Below are 17809 nucleotides of genomic sequence, written 5' to 3'. Positions count from 1 at the left end.
TCTTGTATCCGGCCGACACCGCTTACAGCGGCAGTCCAGCCTTGACCCGGTACTGATTGCGCACCGGCGTCGCATATTGCAGCACCAGATACGGACGATGCTCCTCGGGGCAGGCGTCGAGACGGTTCTGCCATTCTTCCTGGGCCTTGGCCAGTTCCTCGGCGCCAAACACCTCGGCAGCCTTCGGCACGTTCAATTGCGGATCGGCATCCGCCCACTGCGCGTACGCCAGGTAATGCACCGGGAACAACCGGTAGCCGCCGAGAATCTGCTTGTCCATCTCGACCGCCAATTGCTTGGTGTCCTCGAACAGCTCGGTGATCGGCGCGGCGAAGTTCACGTGCACCCGGCCCTTGTAGCCGGTGATGCCCTTGGCGATGCTCACGTCATCCTCGCCCGGCGCCTTGCTGTAGGTTCCGGTGGTGGCGCGGATGTACAGCTCGCGGGCCTTGGCCTGATCGCACGGGTCGTATTCGTAGCTGATCGACACCGGGGTCAGGTTCAGCGACTGAATGACTTCGCCGAACGGCTCGTCCTTGCGACTCATGTGGAACATCTTGAGGATCGCCGACTCGGTACGGTCGTCGCCGTCCTTCGCGCGGCCTTCAGCCTGGGCGATCCAGATCGAGGCGCAATCGTTGCGGATCGAGTGGTTGATGTACGCCGACAGCAGTTGATACGCGGCCATTTTCTCGCGGCGCCCGGTGATCGAGCGATGAACGATGAAGCTCTTGTTCAAGCGCATCAGGTCGCTGACGAACGGCTTTTGCAGCAAGTTATCGCCAATCGCGATGCGCGGCGTCGGCAGGCCTGCGTGGTACACGGCGTAGTTGACGAAGGCCGGGTCCATCACGATGTCGCGGTGGTTGGCGATGAACAGATAAGCGCTGCCGGACTTGAATTGCTCGACACCGGTGTAGGTCACGCCGTCGGTGGCGCGCTCGATGGTGTGATCGACGTAGAACTCGACCTTGTCCTGCAAAGTGGCCACGGAGGTCACGTCGGCAAACTCACGACGCAGCCGATGGGCTATAAGTGGTTTGAGCATCCAGCCGAAGGCACCGGCAAAACGCGGGAAGCGGAAGTGGGTGAGGATATCTAGAAACGCCTTGTCGCCGAGCAGTCGCGCCAGTACCGCAGGTACTTCGCTGTCGTCGTAAGGTCGGATGGCATCGAATTCGCCCATCATGCTCTCTTGTTGGAAACGGCTAGGGTAAGTAAAGGTTTTGATCGAAAACCAACGGGGCACGGTCTGAAAAAGTAGCCAGACAAAAATAGCCCTGCAAATAGACCGGCGATTATACGCACAAGTCACCCGGGAGACCGCGATGCTGGAAAGCGCACTATATGAATGTCCGTATTGTGGTGAAGAGGTCGAGACGACGGTGGATCTCTCCGGTGGCGACCAGACCTATATTGAAGACTGTCAGGTGTGTTGTCGGCCGATCACCTTTGTGTTGCAGGTCCATGGAGAGGACTGGTTTCTGGAAGTCTTCAGCGAAAACGAGTGAGGCGCGCCCATGCAGCGAATCTACGAGCCGGAAAACCTGATGGAAGGCGAAATGCTCAAGGGCATGCTCGCCAGCGAGGGCATCGAGGCGCATCTGGTCGGACGCGATCTGCTGGGCGGCACGGGGGAGTTGCCGATCTTCGGACTGCTGGGCCTGTCGGTCGATAACGACCAGGCCGAATACGCCCGCGAGCTGATCAGTGCGTACAATGCCGCGCTGCCGCTGCCCGGCGATGAACCGGACAGCTATCCCGGGACGCTGGTCTGTTAGGCTGGCGTTCGTTTTATTTGTGAGTCGTGCTGCCCCATGTGTGGACGTTATGCCCTGTTTCGCTGGAACCGCGATTTCGCGAGCCTGCCAGGTTTTCCTGCCGATCAGCAGGCGCAGTGGAACATTTCCCCCAACGATTCGGTGTTGATGCTGCGCGCCGAACCCGACGGCCAGCGCACGCTGGCCCGTGCCCGTTGGGGGCTGACACCGCCGTGGCTGACCGACATGTCGCGCACGCCGGCTCATGCCCGGGCCGAAACCGTCGCCGAACAGCCGATGTTCCGTGAAGCCCTGCGCCTGCGTCGTTGCCTGCTGCCGGCCAACGGGTTTTACGAATGGCGCGGCAACGTGCGCAAGCGGCCGTACTGGCTGACACCGGGAGAGGGGGCTTCGTTGTTTTTTGCGGCGATCTGGGAGGCGTATCCGGTGCAGGAACAAGTCTGGCTGAGCACGGCGGTGATCACTCAGTCGGCGGCCAGTCAGCGCCGGCCGTTGATTCTCGATGAGGCGGGGCAGGCGGCATGGCTTGATCCTGAAACGCCGTTGCATGTCCTGCAAGGCCTGCTCGCCAGTGAACCTGCCACCCTGCGCGAGCGGGTGCTGGCGAACCTGGTCAATGATCCGAAGCTCAACGGGCCGGAGTGCCTGACCCCGGCCTGATCGGTCAGACCTTCGATCGTTCCCACGCTCCGCGTGGGAATGCAGCCCGGGGCGCTCCGCGCCCCAGATCCAGAGCCGAACGCGGAGCGTCCGTTGAGGCATTCCCACGCGGACGGTTCGACGCCTCGACGTGGGAACGATCACTGTCGGCTAGACCTTGAACTGGTTGATCAACCGCCGCTGCTGCTCCGCCAGTTTGGTCAGATCCGCACTCGCCGAACTCGATTCATCCGCACCACCGGCCACCTCATTGGCCACCTGACCGATGTTGATCACGTTGCGGTTGATGTCGTCGGCCACCGCGCTCTGTTCTTCGGCGGCGCTGGCGATCTGGGTGTTCATGTCGTTGATCACCGATACCGCCTGAGTAATGGTCTCCAGCGCCTCGGCTGCCTTGGCTGCGTGCTGCACGCTTTCGTCGGTGCGGTTCTGGCTGTCTTCCATGACCCGCACCACATCGCGGGTGCCCTGTTGCAGTTGCTGGATCATGCTCTGGATTTCTTCGGTGGCTTTCTGGGTTTTCTGTGCCAGGTTGCGCACCTCGTCGGCCACCACCGCAAAACCGCGTCCTTGTTCACCAGCACGGGCCGCTTCGATCGCCGCGTTGAGGGCCAGCAGGTTGGTCTGCTCGGCGATCCCGCGAATGGCGATCAGGATCGCGTTGATGTTTTCGCTGTCCTTGGCCAGGGTCTGCACCACGTCCACGGCCTTGCCGATTTCCACGGCCAGCACGCCAATCGAATGGGAGGTGTCGCGCACGATCTGCATGCCCTGACTGGCTGCCTGATCGGCGTGGCTGGCCGCTTGCGCGGCCTGGGTCGCGTTGCGTGCCACGTCTTGCGCGGTGGCGGTCATTTCCTGCACGGCGGTGGCGACCTGATCGATCTCGGCCATCTGCTTCTGAATGCCGATATTGGTACGGATCGCGATGTCCGCCGTGTGCTCCGAGGAATCGCTGACGCTCTGCACCGACGACACCACCTGCGTGATCATCCCCTGCAATTTGGCGAGGAAGGTATTGAAACCTTTGGCGATTGAACCGAGTTCGTCTTTGCGATCACTGGTCAAACGACGGGTCAGATCACCTTCGCCCTGGGCGATGTCATCGAGCATGGTCACCATCTGTTTGAGCGGACGGGCGATGCCGTGGCCCACCAGCCAGATCACCAGCAGGCCGAGGCCGGCAATGATCAGACCGACCATGGCCATGCCGAAGGTGTCGGATTTGCGCTGGGCATCGAGGTCGCCTTGCAGCTTTTGCAGATCGGCCATCACCGCGTCGAGCGGCAGTTGCAGCATCAGCGTCCAGCGCGCGTCGGTCTGGCCGATGCCGAACGGCAGGTACAACTCGATCCGGCCTTGCTCTTTATTGACGGTGTACGTCACTTCGCCGCGCTTGAGATTGGCCATGTTGGCAATCTGCTGGGCGTCGAGGATGTCGCTGACCTTCTCGCCGAATTTGCTCGGGTCCTTGGTGTAGGCGACGATCCGGCCGTTGCCGCCGATCAGGGCCATTTGCCCGGCGCCGCTGTACAGTTTCTGGTTGGCGCTCAGGAGCATTTCCTGGATGAAGTTCACCGACAGATCGGCGCCGACGATGCCCTGGAAGGCGCCGTTGAGCATGATCGGTTCGATAAAGGAGGCGAGCATGACGATCTTGTCGCCGACCTTGTACGGGGCCGGATCGATCACGCAGGATTTTTTGGTTTCTTTCGAGCACAGGTAGTACTCGCTGGCGCGCACGCCGGTGGACAGGACTTTCTGGTCGTCGACGTCCACCAGTTTGTCCAGGCCCAGGGTGCCGTCGTCATTGCGAAACCACCACGGCAGGAAGCGCCCGTTGCCAGGATCAATCCCGACAACCTGGGTGCCGACGTAGGCCGCGTCATTGTGATCCAGTGCGTTTTTTTCCCAGCCGATGTAAGTGCCGAGAATCTTCGGATTCTTCTCGACGTTTTCCTTGATCAGGCTGATCAGTTGCTCACGGCTGACGGTCAGTCGCGGCTGGCCGTCGGCGCCCGGTGTGCCGAGGAGGGCGTTGACCCGTACCAGTCCGCCGGCAATCAGCAGCGGCGCTTCGAGTTCGCGCTGGATCTGGCTGACCTGAGTCTGCGCCAGCGAGGTCAGGCGCTGTTCGATGACTTGCTCGAACTGGGCCTGGGTCCGTTGCTGGACCATTTCCTGGGTGCGGGCACCGGAGAACAGCGCATACAGCACTAGCGCGGCGACCACGCTGAGTACGATGGCGCCGGCCAGGGCGGCCACGGAAAACTGGATCGACTTGAACTTCATGGGAGCTCCGCACGCGAGAGGACGTCTGCGCTGTTGTATCGGCAGCCACTATTGCGCCATGAGGTGCGGAGCAAGTGATTACAGCCGGATGTCGCAAATGGACCAGTGCACGACGCAGTTGCAGCGGGCTCGGCGGTGGATGTGAATTTTTTCCTGCAGGGTTGGCGGGCGTGTTCTGAAAACAGGTGCATCACGTCCGTTGTATCTGGCGCCGATACAATTACCCGCCTAGGATACGCGACAGGTTTTCAGGGAGCTTTTGAATGAACAAGACATTGGTTGTAAGTGCACTGAGCGCAGCGCTGTTGCTGGCCGGTTGTCAGTCGGTCAACACCACCAGCGGCGGTGCCGTGGGCGTGGAACGCAAGCAGTACATGTTCAGCATGCTGTCCTCGCAAGAGGTCGACCAGATGTATGCCCAGTCCTATCAGAAGACCGTGGGCGAGGCGTCCAGCAAAGGCGTACTGGACAAGACCAGCAACGATGCCAAGCGTGTTCAGGCGATTGCCAACCGCTTGATTGCCCAGGCACCGAACTTCCGTCCGGATGCGGCGCAGTGGAAATGGGAAGTGAATCTGATCAAGAGCGACGAGCTCAACGCCAACTGCGGGCCTGGCGGCAAGATCATTTTCTACACCGGGCTGATCGACAGCCTGAAACTCACTGACGATGAAATCGCCGCAGTCATGGGCCATGAAATCGCCCACGCCTTGCGCGAGCACGGTCGTGAAGCGATGTCCAAAGCCTATGGCATCGAAATGGCCAAGCAGGGCGCCGGTGCGTTGCTCGGCCTGGGTCAGGACAGCCTGGCGCTGGCCGACACCGTGGCCAACTACGGCATGACGCTGCCCAACAGCCGTGCCAACGAGAACGAGGCCGACCTGATCGGTCTGGAACTGGCCGCGCGTGCCGGGTACAACCCGAACGCCGCCATCACTTTGTGGGACAAGATGAGCAAGGCCTCTGAAGGCGCGCCGCCGGAGTTCATGAGCACTCACCCGTCTTCCAGCAGCCGCACGGCTGCGTTGCAGGCGGCGATTCCGAAGGTCATGCCGCTTTACGAGAAAGCGCCCAAGTCCTGAAACCATGATCGCTCCCGCACTCGGTGCGGGAGCGATCTGCCGGATCAAACCCAGCCGCTGCTCTGCATCGCCTTGTACACCGCGACAATCGCCAGGATCAGGAACGCCGAGGCCGCCAGTCGACGGATCAGGGTCAGTGGCAGTTTCTCTGCCGCAAAATTACCCGCCAGTACCACCGGCACGTTGGCGATCAGCATGCCCGCCGTGGTGCCGATGATCACCAGCCACAGCTCCGGGTATTGCGCCGCCAGCATCACGGTAGCGATCTGGGTCTTGTCACCGATTTCCGCGAGGAAGAACGCAATCAGCGTGGTCAGGAATGGCCCGAACTTGCGGGCGGTGCTGGCTTCATCGTCGTCCATCTTGTCCGGCACCAGCGTCCACAGGGCGGTGGCGGCGAAGCTCGCGGCGAGAATCCAGTGCAGGACCGAATCGGAGAAGAAGCTGCCGAACCAGGCGCCGACCGCACCGGCTGCCGCGTGGTTGGCCAGGGTCGCAGCTACGATACCGGCGATGATCGGCCAGGGTTTGCGGAAGCGAGCGGCGAGAATCAGCGCGAGCAGTTGCGTCTTGTCGCCGATTTCGGCCAAGGCAACGATTGCGGTGGGAACGAGTAACGAGTCCAGCATCAGGATTTCCTAAGGGGCGGGTCGACACGGCTATGACACGTACAGCCTTCCCGCCCCGGGTAAGGTGTGCGTGTCATAGGTCTTGTCAAACCCTGCGATCCGTCTGCTGCGGACGCTTGGGTCGCATACGCCATGATCTGAGGATCAAGTATGTTGACGTATGCCGGACGAGCATGGCGCTCGTGGGAGACTACTCCCCTAGGACGGAGCGGATTCTGCCTAGGCGGAATCCATTCGGCAAGTGCTAATTTTCAGCCGCGCTTGGCCCGGTAAATCCGGAATCCATTGCCTTCGGCCTTGATCGCACAGACCCCGAGATGCTCTTCGATCAGCGGTTGATATTTCAGGAAGCTGTTGGCAACCAAGCGAAGTTCGCCGCCGTTTTTCAGATGTTTGGCCGCTTTTCGTAGCAAGTTTTCGGTAGCGAAATAATCGGTATGCACACCGACATGGAACGGCGGGTTGCTCAGAATCGCGTTCAAACCCATCGGCGCGGCGTCGATGCCGTCACCGGTCAGCACCTCGGCTTCCAGACCATTGGCCGCCAGGGTCAAACGGCTGCTGGCGGCAGCGAAGGCATCAACGTCGAGCAAGGTGACCTGATTGTGCGGGTAACGACGCTTGACCGCCGCACCCAGCACGCCGGCGCCGCAACCAAAGTCCAGCAGATGGCCGCTCGGCAGTTTGTCCAGATGTTCCAGCAGCAGGGCGCTGCCGCGATCCAGTCGGCCGTGGCTGAATACGCCCGGCAGACTGATGACTTTCAACGGGCCTTCGGCCAGCGGCAATTCGTAGGTCTGCGCCAGGCTTTCCAGCGGCTTGGCTTGCGGGGCGTTGGCCACGGTCACTTGCCACAACTGGCAATGGCGCGCGCTGTCGAGCTTGCGCGGCTTGCCGAACGGGTTGAGCTGTTTGGAGGCGCCTTCAATGCCGCTGCGTTTTTCCCCGACCAGATACACCTCGCGCCCGGCCAGGCGTGAAGCCACGGCATTGAGGATGTAATCGGTCAGGTCCTTGGCCTTGGGCAGGAACACCACGGCGTTGGTGAATTCGCGTTCCGGCACGTTCACGCCAAAATGGCTGCGGCCTTCGAAGCGGGCTTCGAGCGCGGCCTGATCGCCTGCGTGCCAGCACCAGCCAAACGCCTCGGGCAGGCGCCCCAGCAGATCATCGGCAGGCAAACCGGCCAGCAACACCGAACCCTGGAATAACTCGGCCTGACGAAGCAGTACTTCACTGCGCGGATCCATAACTGCTCCTGTGAAAAAAAGTGCCGCAGTTTATCAACTGACGACCCGCAGCGCCTTACCGCTGTAGAACGCCTGGGTGTTTTCCACCAGTTGGCCGACGATTCGCTGCCGCGCCTCGCGGCTGCCCCAGGCGTTGTGCGGGGTGACGATCAGGCGCGGGATATCGGCAGCCAGCAGCGGATTGCCGTTGGTCGGCGGCTCGACGCTCAACACATCGGTGGCCGCGCCGCCCAGATGACCGCTGCGCAAGGCGTCGGCCAGGGCCTGTTCGTCGATCAGCCCGCCACGGGCGGTGTTGACCACGAAGGCGCCGGGTTTCATCGCGGCGAGTTCGCGGGCGCCGATGAAGTGGCGGGTGTGTTCGTTGAGCGGGCAGTGCAGGGTGAGAGCGTCGATCTTCGGCAGCAACTCTTCCAGCGGCAGGCGATCCGGACGGGCCGGTCGCCCCGGAATCTGTCCCAGCAGCACGCGCATGCCGAAGGCTTCGGCCAGACGCGCGACCGCGCCGCCGAGTTCGCCGTGTCCAAGCAGACCGAGGGTTTTGCCTTCCAGCTCGACGATCGGGTAGTCCAGCAGGCAGAACTGTTTCGCCTGCTGCCAGCGTCCTTCGCCGACGGCTTTCTGATAATCGGCCAGGCGCGTGGCGAGATTGAGCAGCAGCATGATCGTGTGCTGCGCCACCGACGGGGTGCCGTAACCCTGACAGTTGCACACTGTGATCCCATGGGCGCGGGCGGCGGCCAGATCGACGTTGTTGGTCCCGGTGGCGGTGATCAGGATCAGCTTCAGCTGTGGGTTGGCGGCCATGGCGGCGGCGTCGATCAGGATCTTGTTGCTGATCGCCACGGTTGCACCTTGCAGGCGCTCGCTCACTTGCGCAGGCAGCGTCTGGGCGAACAGTTGCAGACCGCTGAAGCAGTCACGCAAAGGGCTCAGATCGAGATCGCCAAGATCCAGCGAAGGGTGATCGAGGAATACGGCGCGGTGGGCGTTCGTCATCAACTGTACCTGTCGTGCTTTGAAGGGAAGGCGTAATCTGCCGAGCCTACCAGATGAAACAATTCGTTACGCTTGGCCGAAAGGAGCCCCCATGTACTGGACCGAATTCTTGACCGTTGCCCTGATTCACCTGCTGGCCGTCGCCAGCCCCGGTCCTGATTTTGCCGTGGTGGTGCGTGAAAGCGTGACCCATGGTCGACGCGCCGGGACCTGGACCGCGTTGGGCGTGGGCACGGCGATTTTCCTGCACGTCGGTTATTCCTTGCTGGGGATCGGCCTGATCGTTTCCCAATCAATCGTGTTGTTCAACGCCCTGAAATGGGCGGCGGCCGCGTACCTGCTGTACATCGGCTTCAAGGCCCTGCGTGCGCAACCGGCGAAAACCGTGACCGATGATCTGCACAAAGAGGCCGGCGAGCGCACCGCACGTGGCGCGTTCACTTCGGGTTTCGTGACCAACGGCCTGAACCCGAAAGCCACGCTGTTCTTCCTGTCGTTGTTCACCGTGGTGATCAACCCGCACACACCGCTGACAGTACAGGCCGGTTACGGCATTTATCTGGCCGCCGCGACCGCCACCTGGTTCTGCCTGGTAGCGATGTTGTTCAGCCAGCAGCGCGTGCGCGCCGGTTTCGCCCGCATGGGCCACTGGTTCGACCGCACCATGGGCGCGGTGCTGATCGCCATCGGCGTGAAACTCGCGTTCACCGAGATGCATTGATCCTTCTGCGCTGTCATCTGTTTCGGCAAATGCTGGCGCAAAGCTAGCATTTGTACGGCTCTGCAAATCATTCCTTTGGCTGATTTGGCTGACGTATAACGGTTCTAGAGTACGAAACTCCAAAGCCAACACCGTGCAGTCAGAAAAGGGATTCTTATGTTGCAGACTCGCGTCATTCCGCCCGCCGAAGGGGCGTACCAGTATCCACTGCTGATTAAACGGCTGCTGATGTCCGGTGCCCGTTACGAGAAAACCCGCGAGATCATCTACCGTGACCAGCTGCGCTACAGCTATCCGACCCTGATCGAGCGGGTCGCGCGGCTGGCCAACGTACTGACGGCGGCCGGGGTCAAGGCCGGTGACACCGTGGCGGTGATGGACTGGGACAGCCATCGATACCTGGAGTGCATGTTTGCGATTCCGATGATCGGCGCGGTGATCCACACCATCAACGTGCGCCTGTCGCCGGAGCAGATCCTCTACACCATGAACCACGCCGAGGACCGCTTCGTGCTGGTCAACAGCGAGTTCGTCGGGCTGTACCAGGCTATTGCGCCACACCTGTCCACGGTGGAGAAAACCCTGCTGCTGACCGATCTGCCGGAAAAAACCGCCGATCTGCCGAATCTGGTCGGCGAGTACGAGCAACTGCTGGCGGCCGCGAGTCCGCAGTACGACTTTCAGGATTTCGACGAGAACTCGGTCGCCACCACGTTTTACACCACGGGCACCACCGGCAATCCGAAAGGCGTGTACTTCACCCATCGGCAACTGGTGCTGCACACCATGGGCGTGTCGACCATCATGGGCGCCATCGACAGCGTGCGGCTGCTGGGCACCAACGACGTGTACATGCCGATCACCCCGATGTTCCACGTGCATGCGTGGGGTCTGCCGTATGTGGCGACCATGCTCGGGCTCAAGCAGGTTTATCCGGGGCGTTACGACCCGGAATTCCTGGTCGAGTTGTGGCGCAAGGAAAAGGTCACGTTCTCCCATTGCGTGCCGACCATCCTGCAGATGGTGCTCAATGCCAAGGGCGCGCAGGGCACCGATTTCGGCGGCTGGAAAATCGTCATCGGCGGCAGTGCGCTCAATCGCACGCTTTACGAAACGGCCAAGAGCAAGGGCATTCAACTGACGGCTGCTTACGGCATGTCGGAAACCGGGCCACTGGTTTCGTGCGCGCATCTGAATGATGAGTTGATGGCGGGCACCGAAGACGAGCGCACCACCTATCGGATCAAGGCCGGCGTGCCGGGGCCATTGGTCGAAGCGGCGATTGTCGATACCGAAGGCAATTTCCTCCCGGCCGACGGCGAGACCCAGGGCGAACTGGTACTGCGCGCACCGTGGCTGACCGAGGGTTACTTCAACGAACCGCAGAAGGGCGCCGAGCTGTGGGCCGGCGGCTGGCTGCACACCGGCGACGTGGCGACGCTCGACGCCATGGGTGTGATCGACATCCGCGACCGGATCAAGGACGTGATCAAGACCGGCGGCGAATGGATCTCCTCGCTGGACCTCGAAGACCTGATCAGTCGTCACGTCGCGGTACGTGAAGTAGCAGTGGTGGGGATCGCCGATCCGCAGTGGGGCGAGCGTCCGTTTGCCTTGCTGGTGGTTCGTGAAGGTCACGCCATCGGGGCGCGCGAGCTGAAGGAACACCTCAAGCCGTTCGTTGAACTGGGGCACTTGAGCAAGTGGGCGATACCAAGCCAGATCGCGCTTGTTACTGAAATTCCCAAGACCAGTGTCGGCAAGCTCGACAAGAAGCGCATCCGCCTCGACATCACCGAATGGCAGGCCAACAACAGCACCTTCCTCTCGACGCTCTGAGCGTCCGCTGGCGCGCCGAAAACGGCGCGCCAGACCCACCAAGCAAGCGCTTGGCTTGTGAAATTCGAATTTTCAGCCATCCTTGCCGTGCCGACATGTGTCGGACTGGCGAAAGGACTGTTCCAGAGTGGCCGGCAGCTGCAAATCACACTTTAGAGGGATCAAGCAGTACCACCTGCTGGCTATAGTCCGCTCAAGGATTTTTAAGAACGGGGCACACGCACAAACGGGGCGATGCAACATTGAAGCGATTTCGGGAAGCCTCTGGCACCCGGTCCTTCAGGCGTTTTTAAAAGTACTCACTGCCATAACAATAATGCACATGGAGTAGCGTCGATGACCTCAGTAAACCAGTTCTGGCGCCGGGCAAAGCTGCCTCTGGCCGTCAGTCTTGCTTCTTCGCTCGCCGGGCCCGCATTCGGCGTCAGTTTCAACGTCGGTGAAATCGAAGGCCAGTTCGACTCCTCCCTGTCGATCGGTGCCAGCTGGTCCACCCAGAGCCCGAACAAGAACCTCATCGGCGTCAACAACGGCGGTCACGGTCTGTCCCAGACTTCCGACGACGGCCATGCCAATTTCAAGAGCGGCGAAACCTTCTCGAAGATCTTCAAGGGCATCCATGACCTCGAACTGAAATACGGCGACACCGGCGTGTTCGTCCGAGGCAAATACTGGTACGACTTCGAACTGAAGGACGAGAGCCGCGAGTTCAAGGACATCAGCGACAGCAACCGCAAGGAAGGCGCCAAGTCCGCCGGCGGTCAGATCCTCGACGCCTTCGTCTACCACAACTACGCGATTGCCGATCAGCCGGGCTCCGTGCGTCTGGGCAAACAGGTGGTGAGCTGGGGTGAAAGTACCTTCATCGGCGGCGGCATCAACTCGATCAACCCGATCGACGTTTCCGCTTTCCGTCGTCCGGGCGCCGAGATCAAGGAAGGCCTGATCCCGGTCAACATGTTCTACGTGTCCCAGAGCCTGACCGACAACCTGTCGGCAGAAGCCTTCTATCAGCTGGAGTGGGACCAGACCGTCGTCGACAACTGCGGTACGTTCTTCTCCCAGCCGGACATCATTGCCGACGGTTGCACCGACAACCTGCGGGTGCTGAACAAGCGCTCGCAGATCCCGGCCATTGCCCTGGGGCCATTGGCGGCCAACGGCGTCAACGTCAATGAAGAAGGCGTGCTGGTGCCGCGCGGCGGCGATCGCGATGCGCGCGACAGCGGCCAGTGGGGCGCGTCCCTCAAGTACATGTTCGAACCGCTGGACACCGAATTCGGTGCCTATTTCATGAACTACCACAGCCGGGCGCCGATCTTCAGTGCCACCGGTGCGCCGCAGTCGGTGTACAACACCGTAGCCGCATTGCCAGGCCCGTTTCAGGCGCTCGGGCCACTGTTGGTCGCGGGCAACTCGAAGTACTTCGTCGAATACCCTGAAGACATCCGCCTCTACGGTCTGAGCTTCTCCACCACCTTGCCTACCGGTACGGCGTGGAGCGGTGAGATCAGCTATCGCCCGAATGCACCGGTGCAACTGAACTCCACCGACATCCTGTTCGCCGGTGTGCGTCCACTGGGTGGCCCTTACGCCAACGCATCGCTGCTCAATGGCGTGCCGGGTCAGGATCTGCATGGCTACGAGCGCAAGGAAATCACTCAACTGCAAACCACCTTCACGCACTTCTTCGATCAGGTCATGGGCGCCAGCCGTCTGACCCTCGTGGGTGAAGTGGGCATGACTTATGTGGGCGGCCTCGAAAGCCGATCCGACAAGCGCTATGGCCGCGATCCGGTCTATGGCCCGGGCGAGCTGCCAGCCACCGGTACCACCAACACCTGCGTCAACATCCTCAACAACGGCACCATCAACGGCGCCGGACCAGGTTCGCCGCAGAACAACCGCAGCCGCAATTGCGACAACGACGGTTTCACCACGTCGATGTCCTGGGGCTACCGCGGCCGTGCGATCTGGGAATACAACGATGTCTTCGCCGGTGTGAACCTCAAGCCGAACGTGGCCTGGTCCCACGACGTCAGCGGCTACTCGCCAGGCCCTGGCGGCAACTTCGAGGAAGGTCGCAAGGCCGTCAGTCTGGGCGTCGATGCCGAGTATCAGAACACCTACACCGCGAGCCTGGCGTACACCAACTTCTTCGACGGCAAGTACACCACCGTGGATGACCGCGATTTCGTGGCGCTCAGCCTCGGCGTGAACTTCTAAGCACTGCATTTCAGGACGAACGAATTTATGAAAATAACAAAGAGTCTGTTCCACGCCGGTGTTCTGAGCCTGTCGCTGCTGGCGACCGGCGTCATGGCGGCGGTGCCTGCCGCCGAAGCGGACAAGCTGGGCAAGAGCCTGACCCCGATGGGCGCCGAAATGGCCGGTAACGCCGACGGTTCGATCCCGGCCTGGAAACCGATGCCGAAGAATGCCGGCACCGTCGACAGTAAAGGCTTCCTGTCCGATCCGTACGCCAGTGAGAAACCGCTGTTCACCATCACCAAGCAGAACGTCGATCAGTACAAGGCCAAGCTCGCGCCGGGCCAGTACGCGATGTTCCAGCGCTATCCCGACACCTTCAAGATGCCGGTCTATCCGTCCCATCGCGGTGCCACCGTGCCGGATGCCGTGTTCGCAGCCATCAAGAAGAACGCCACCACCACGACCCTGGTGTCGGGCGGCAACGGCCTGGAAAACTTCGATACCGCCGTGCCATTCCCGATTCCGAAAACCGGTGTGGAAGTCATCTGGAACCACATCACCCGCTATCGCGGCGGCAGCGTGACGCGTCTGGTGACCCAGGCCACGCCGCAACCGAACGGCTCGTTCAGCCTGGTGTACTTCCAGGACCAGTTCGTGTTCCGCGACAAGATGAAGGATTACGATCCGGCGAACCCGGGCAACATCCTGTTCTACTTCAAGCAGAAAGTGACCGCGCCGGCACGTCTGGCCGGTGGCGTGCTGCTGGTGCACGAAACCCTCGACCAGGTGAAGGAACCGCGTTCGGCGTGGGTCTACAACGCCGGTCAGCGTCGTGTGCGTCGCGCACCGCAAGTGTCGTATGACGGCCCGGGTACTGCGGCGGATGGCCTGCGTACTTCCGACAACCTGGACATGTTCAACGGCGCACCGGATCGCTACGACTGGAAACTGGTGGGCAAGCAGGAGATGTACATCGCCTCCGACAGCTACAAGCTCGACGATCCGAAACTCAAGTACACCGACATCATCAAGGCCGGGCACATCAACCAGGATCTGGCGCGTTATGAACTGCGTCGCGTCTGGCACGTGACCGCGACCCTGAAGGAAGGTCAGCGTCACATCTACGCCAAGCGTGACTTCTTCATCGACGAAGACACCTGGCAAGCCGCTGTCATCGACCACTACGACGGTCGTGGCCAACTGTGGCGCGTCGCCGAAGCGCACGCCGAGAACTACTACGACAAGCAAGTGCCGTGGTATGCCCTGGAAACCCTCTACGATCTGCAGTCCGGCCGCTACCTGGCGCTGGGCATGAAGAACGAAGAGAAGTCGGCGTATGACTTCGGCTTCACCGCCACCACCAGTGACTTCACTCCGGCCGCCCTGCGTCAGGATGGTGTTCGCTAAGCTCCTGTAAACCGAGGCCGCATCCTCGTGAAAACGCCCCGACTGGTTCGGGGCGTTTTTTTTGCTATCAGTTTTTCCGTAGCCTTTTTGTAGCCATTTGTAGCAACGACCTTCATAACCGCTCCGTTTAAGGCTAGTCTGCGGGCATCTGCTACGCCGCCAACAGCCATACGAACAAGAGCCGGCCATGACTGATCTGTCCCCACTTCCGGGTCCCGCAAGCGTTGCCGTCGCGGCACTGGACGGACGTTTCTTCCGTCCTCCGCTGCCCGATGGGTACGTATTGCGACCACGACTTTGCGAGCGCCTGCAAGCCGGGCTCGGTGGACGTCTGTTGCTGGTCAGCGCCCCGGCCGGGTTTGGCAAAAGCTCGCTGGCCGTGGAGTTCTGTCAGAGTCTGCCGGCGCACTGGCAAAGTTTGTGGCTGGGGCTGAGCGCCCGCGACAGTGACCCGGGACGCTTCCTCGAACGCTTGCTCGAGGGCCTGCAGGACTACTTTCCCGAACTCGGCAGCCGCGCACTCGGTTTGTTGAAAATGCGCCAGCGTCACCAGCCGTTCGCCTTCGAAGAATGGCTCGACGGCTTGCTCGATGAGCTGGCACTGCACCTGCTACCGACCTCGCCGCTGCTGCTGGTACTCGACGATTACCACCTCGCCCAAGGGCCGGTCCTCGATCGTTGCCTGCAATTTTTCCTCAACCATTTGCCCGATGGTCTGCTGGTCATGGTCACCAGCCGTCAGCGCCCGGACTGGCATCTGGCCCGTCTGCGCCTGTCCCGGCAGTTGCTGGAACTGCACGAGCAGGATCTGCGCCTGACCCACGACGAAGCCCTCACGTTACTCGATCGCCACAGCCGCTCCTTGCGCGGCGAAGCCCTGGAAAACCTGATCCAGCGCAGTGAGGGCTGGGTGGCGGGGTTGCGTTTCTGGTTGCTGGCGATTTCTGAAGCAGGTACCGAATCGGCGTTGCCGCAGGCTTTGAACGGCGGGGAAGGGCTGATCCGTGAATACCTGCTGGAGGAAGTCATCGACTGCCTGCCCGCCGAGGTGCAGGCGTTTCTTTATGACACCGCACCGCAGGAGCGCTTTTGCAGCGAGCTTTGCGATGCTGTGCGCGAAGCCCACGACAGTGCCGAAATCCTGCGTTTCCTGCTGGCGCATCAGGTGTTTCTGGTGCCGCTGGACGAGCACGGTCATTGGTATCGCTATCACCATCTGTTTTCCGATCTGTTGCGCAGTCGGCCGATCACCCGGGCGATAGTCCCGGCCGCCACGCTGCACTTGCGCGCGTGCCGCTGGTTCAATGCCCAGGGCCTGCTGGATGAAGCGGTGGAGCAGGCCCTGCGCGCGGGGCATCTGGATGTCGCAGCCAATCTGGTACAGAACCTGTCCGAGGAACAACTGCTGGCCGAGCAGAACGTCGGCATGCTGCTGCGCTGGAAAATGGACTTGCCTGACAGCCTGCTGATCAGCACCCCGCGCCTGATCGTGTTGTACAGCTGGGCGTTGGGGCTGGCCTGTCAACTCGACGCGGCCGAAGAACTTGCCAGTCACCTGAGCCGGTTTCTGCCGGCGCCATCGGCAACCGCCCAGAAGTCGATGCTCGCCCAATGGCTGGCGCTCAAAGGCATCATCGCCCGTGGACGGGGCCATCGCGAGCAGACCATCGAGTATTGCAGCGAGGCACTGGAAAGCCTGCCGGCCAAGCGTTACGGTCAGCGCCTGATGTGTCTGTCGACCCTGTCCAATCTTGCGATTGCCGATGGTGATCTGTGGCGTGCACGGGGCTTGAACCGTGAGTCGCTTGAACTGGCGCAGCGCGTCGGCAATCCCTTGTTCGAGGCGCTGGCGCACTATGATCGTGCCCGCGTCCTGCAGGCGCGCGGCGAAATCCTGCGCGCGCTCGATGAAGTGCACCAAGGGCTGGAGCGCCTGCGCGGATTGTCCGCACAGCGTTTGTACGCCGTGCGTGCGCGACTGACGCTGTATGAGGGTTTTCTGCTGGCCATGCGGCTGCAGCCGCAGGCGGCAAGGACGCGATTGCAGGCGGGTCTGACTGAAGCAAGGGCCTGTCGTGACATCAGCGTGCTGATCGGCCATTGCGTGATCGCCCGTCTTGACGGAAACAATGGAGATTTCGCCAAGGCCTTCGCCGAGCTGGCTGAGGCCGAACGTCTTATGCATATCTGGGACGTGCCGCCAATCTACTACCTGGCGATGATCACCCTGGTCAAATGCGAACTGTGGCTGGCCCAAGGGCGCATCGATCTGGCCGAAGCGTGGCTGGCGCGACTGGGCCAGACCTACACCGGTGAACGCGCGGCGGCACCGCCGGAATTTCATCCACAGCTGCCTCTGCACGTCGAACTGCAACAGGCGTTGCTGGACGTCATACAGGGGCAACCGATGCTCGCCGAAGGGCGATTGAACGTGCTGCTGGAGAACGGCCAGCAAACCGGACGGCAACTGCTCAGCGTGATGGCACTGACGCAAAAAGTGGCGTTGCTGCTGGCAGCCGGACGCGAGCCTGAAGCGCGCAAGGCGTTGAGTCAGGCACTGGAAGCTGCGTCCGGGGGCGTCCTGCAGCCTTTCGATGTGCTGGTCAAAGAGCATGCTGACTGGTTGCGCGGGCAACTGTCACTGACTGCACCGACAGCTGCCAGTCAGCAATTGCTGGAACATTTCCCCCAAGCGCCGGCTCGCCCTGCAGCGGAATCCACGACGACCGAATCGCTCAGCAGCCGTGAGCTCGCCGTCCTGAGGTTGATCGCGCAGGGCTGTTCGAACCAGGAAATCAGCGATCAGCTTTTCATCTCGCTGCACACCGTAAAAACCCATGCCAGTCACATCAACAGCAAGCTGGGTGTGGAACGGCGTACGCAGGCGGTGGCGCGGGCGAAAGAGCTGGGAGTGTTGAACTGAATCTGCTGTTTTGCG

General features: G+C 61.4%; 14 protein-coding genes and 1 riboswitch. Of the genes, 9 read left to right on the top strand and 5 right to left on the bottom strand.

Annotated elements, in window-relative coordinates; all coding sequences use genetic code 11:
* Positions 1 to 22 precede the first annotated feature (22 nt).
* Positions 23 to 1186 carry a 1-acyl-sn-glycerol-3-phosphate acyltransferase gene (locus ACEN93_RS11790; protein WP_170929378.1) on the bottom strand — a complete coding sequence of 388 codons (1164 nt, stop codon included), beginning with the start codon at positions 1184 to 1186 and terminating at the stop codon, positions 23 to 25.
* Positions 1187 to 1328: 142 nt separating this feature from the next.
* Between ACEN93_RS11790 and ACEN93_RS11785 the strand changes: the two genes are divergently transcribed.
* The 3 genes from ACEN93_RS11785 to ACEN93_RS11775 are packed head-to-tail and all read left to right on the top strand — an operon-like array spanning position 1329 to position 2441.
* Positions 1329 to 1511: a CPXCG motif-containing cysteine-rich protein gene (locus tag ACEN93_RS11785; RefSeq protein ID WP_020799766.1), complete on the top strand. Its 183-nt coding sequence runs from the start codon at positions 1329 to 1331 to the stop codon at positions 1509 to 1511.
* 9 nt (positions 1512 to 1520) lie between these two features.
* A complete protein-coding gene (locus ACEN93_RS11780) occupies positions 1521 to 1781 on the top strand; it encodes a putative signal transducing protein (RefSeq protein ID WP_011335895.1) in 261 nt (86 codons plus the stop codon).
* A 36-nt stretch (positions 1782 to 1817) separates the two neighbouring features.
* A complete protein-coding gene (locus ACEN93_RS11775; RefSeq protein ID WP_210710085.1) occupies positions 1818 to 2441 on the top strand; it encodes an SOS response-associated peptidase in 624 nt (207 codons plus the stop codon).
* 150 nt (positions 2442 to 2591) lie between these two features.
* On the opposite strand, the gene ACEN93_RS11770 is transcribed toward ACEN93_RS11775, so the two are convergent.
* The gene (locus tag ACEN93_RS11770) at positions 2592 to 4733 is read right to left on the bottom strand and encodes a methyl-accepting chemotaxis protein (protein WP_495611438.1); all 2142 of its coding nucleotides are present in this window, start codon (positions 4731 to 4733) and stop codon (positions 2592 to 2594) included.
* 263 nt (positions 4734 to 4996) lie between these two features.
* Here ACEN93_RS11770 and ACEN93_RS11765 point away from each other — a divergent pair, with 263 nt between their 5' ends.
* Positions 4997 to 5815: a M48 family metallopeptidase gene (locus tag ACEN93_RS11765; RefSeq protein WP_039766290.1), complete on the top strand. Its 819-nt coding sequence runs from the start codon at positions 4997 to 4999 to the stop codon at positions 5813 to 5815.
* 44 nt (positions 5816 to 5859) lie between these two features.
* On the opposite strand, the gene ACEN93_RS11760 is transcribed toward ACEN93_RS11765, so the two are convergent.
* From ACEN93_RS11760 to ACEN93_RS11750, 3 genes are all read right to left on the bottom strand, one after another.
* The gene (locus ACEN93_RS11760) at positions 5860 to 6444 is read right to left on the bottom strand and encodes a TMEM165/GDT1 family protein (protein WP_007956837.1); all 585 of its coding nucleotides are present in this window, start codon (positions 6442 to 6444) and stop codon (positions 5860 to 5862) included.
* A gap of 87 nt (positions 6445 to 6531) precedes the next feature.
* Positions 6532 to 6656, bottom strand: a riboswitch (yybP-ykoY riboswitch).
* A 39-nt stretch (positions 6657 to 6695) separates the two neighbouring features.
* Positions 6696 to 7694, bottom strand: coding sequence for a methyltransferase (locus tag ACEN93_RS11755; protein ID WP_074690990.1), 999 nt, complete (start codon positions 7692 to 7694; stop codon positions 6696 to 6698).
* 33 nt (positions 7695 to 7727) lie between these two features.
* A complete protein-coding gene (locus tag ACEN93_RS11750) occupies positions 7728 to 8693 on the bottom strand; it encodes a 2-hydroxyacid dehydrogenase (RefSeq protein ID WP_495611437.1) in 966 nt (321 codons plus the stop codon).
* Between the two features lie 91 nt (positions 8694 to 8784).
* On the opposite strand from ACEN93_RS11750, the gene ACEN93_RS11745 reads away from it, so the two are divergent.
* The 5 genes from ACEN93_RS11745 (at position 8785) to ACEN93_RS11725 (ending at position 17794) form a co-directional block, all read left to right on the top strand.
* Complete coding sequence (locus ACEN93_RS11745) at positions 8785 to 9414, top strand: LysE family translocator (protein ID WP_074690992.1); 630 nt, start codon at positions 8785 to 8787, stop codon at positions 9412 to 9414.
* A 156-nt stretch (positions 9415 to 9570) separates the two neighbouring features.
* On the top strand, positions 9571 to 11253 hold the full coding sequence (locus ACEN93_RS11740; protein WP_495611436.1) for a fatty acid--CoA ligase: 1683 nt from the start codon (positions 9571 to 9573) through the stop codon (positions 11251 to 11253).
* Positions 11254 to 11589: 336 nt separating this feature from the next.
* Complete coding sequence (locus tag ACEN93_RS11735) at positions 11590 to 13479, top strand: DUF1302 domain-containing protein (protein ID WP_039766283.1); 1890 nt, start codon at positions 11590 to 11592, stop codon at positions 13477 to 13479.
* Positions 13480 to 13506: 27 nt separating this feature from the next.
* On the top strand, positions 13507 to 14871 hold the full coding sequence (locus ACEN93_RS11730; protein ID WP_039766281.1) for a DUF1329 domain-containing protein: 1365 nt from the start codon (positions 13507 to 13509) through the stop codon (positions 14869 to 14871).
* Between the two features lie 187 nt (positions 14872 to 15058).
* Complete coding sequence (locus tag ACEN93_RS11725) at positions 15059 to 17794, top strand: winged helix-turn-helix domain-containing protein (RefSeq protein ID WP_495611435.1); 2736 nt, start codon at positions 15059 to 15061, stop codon at positions 17792 to 17794.
* Positions 17795 to 17809: the final 15 nt, after the last annotated feature.

The sequence above is a fragment of the Pseudomonas sp. Pseusp21 genome, assembly GCF_059492145.1.
The sequence above is the reverse complement of the archived record's forward strand: the minus strand, read 5'-3'. Positions and strand labels throughout refer to the sequence as shown.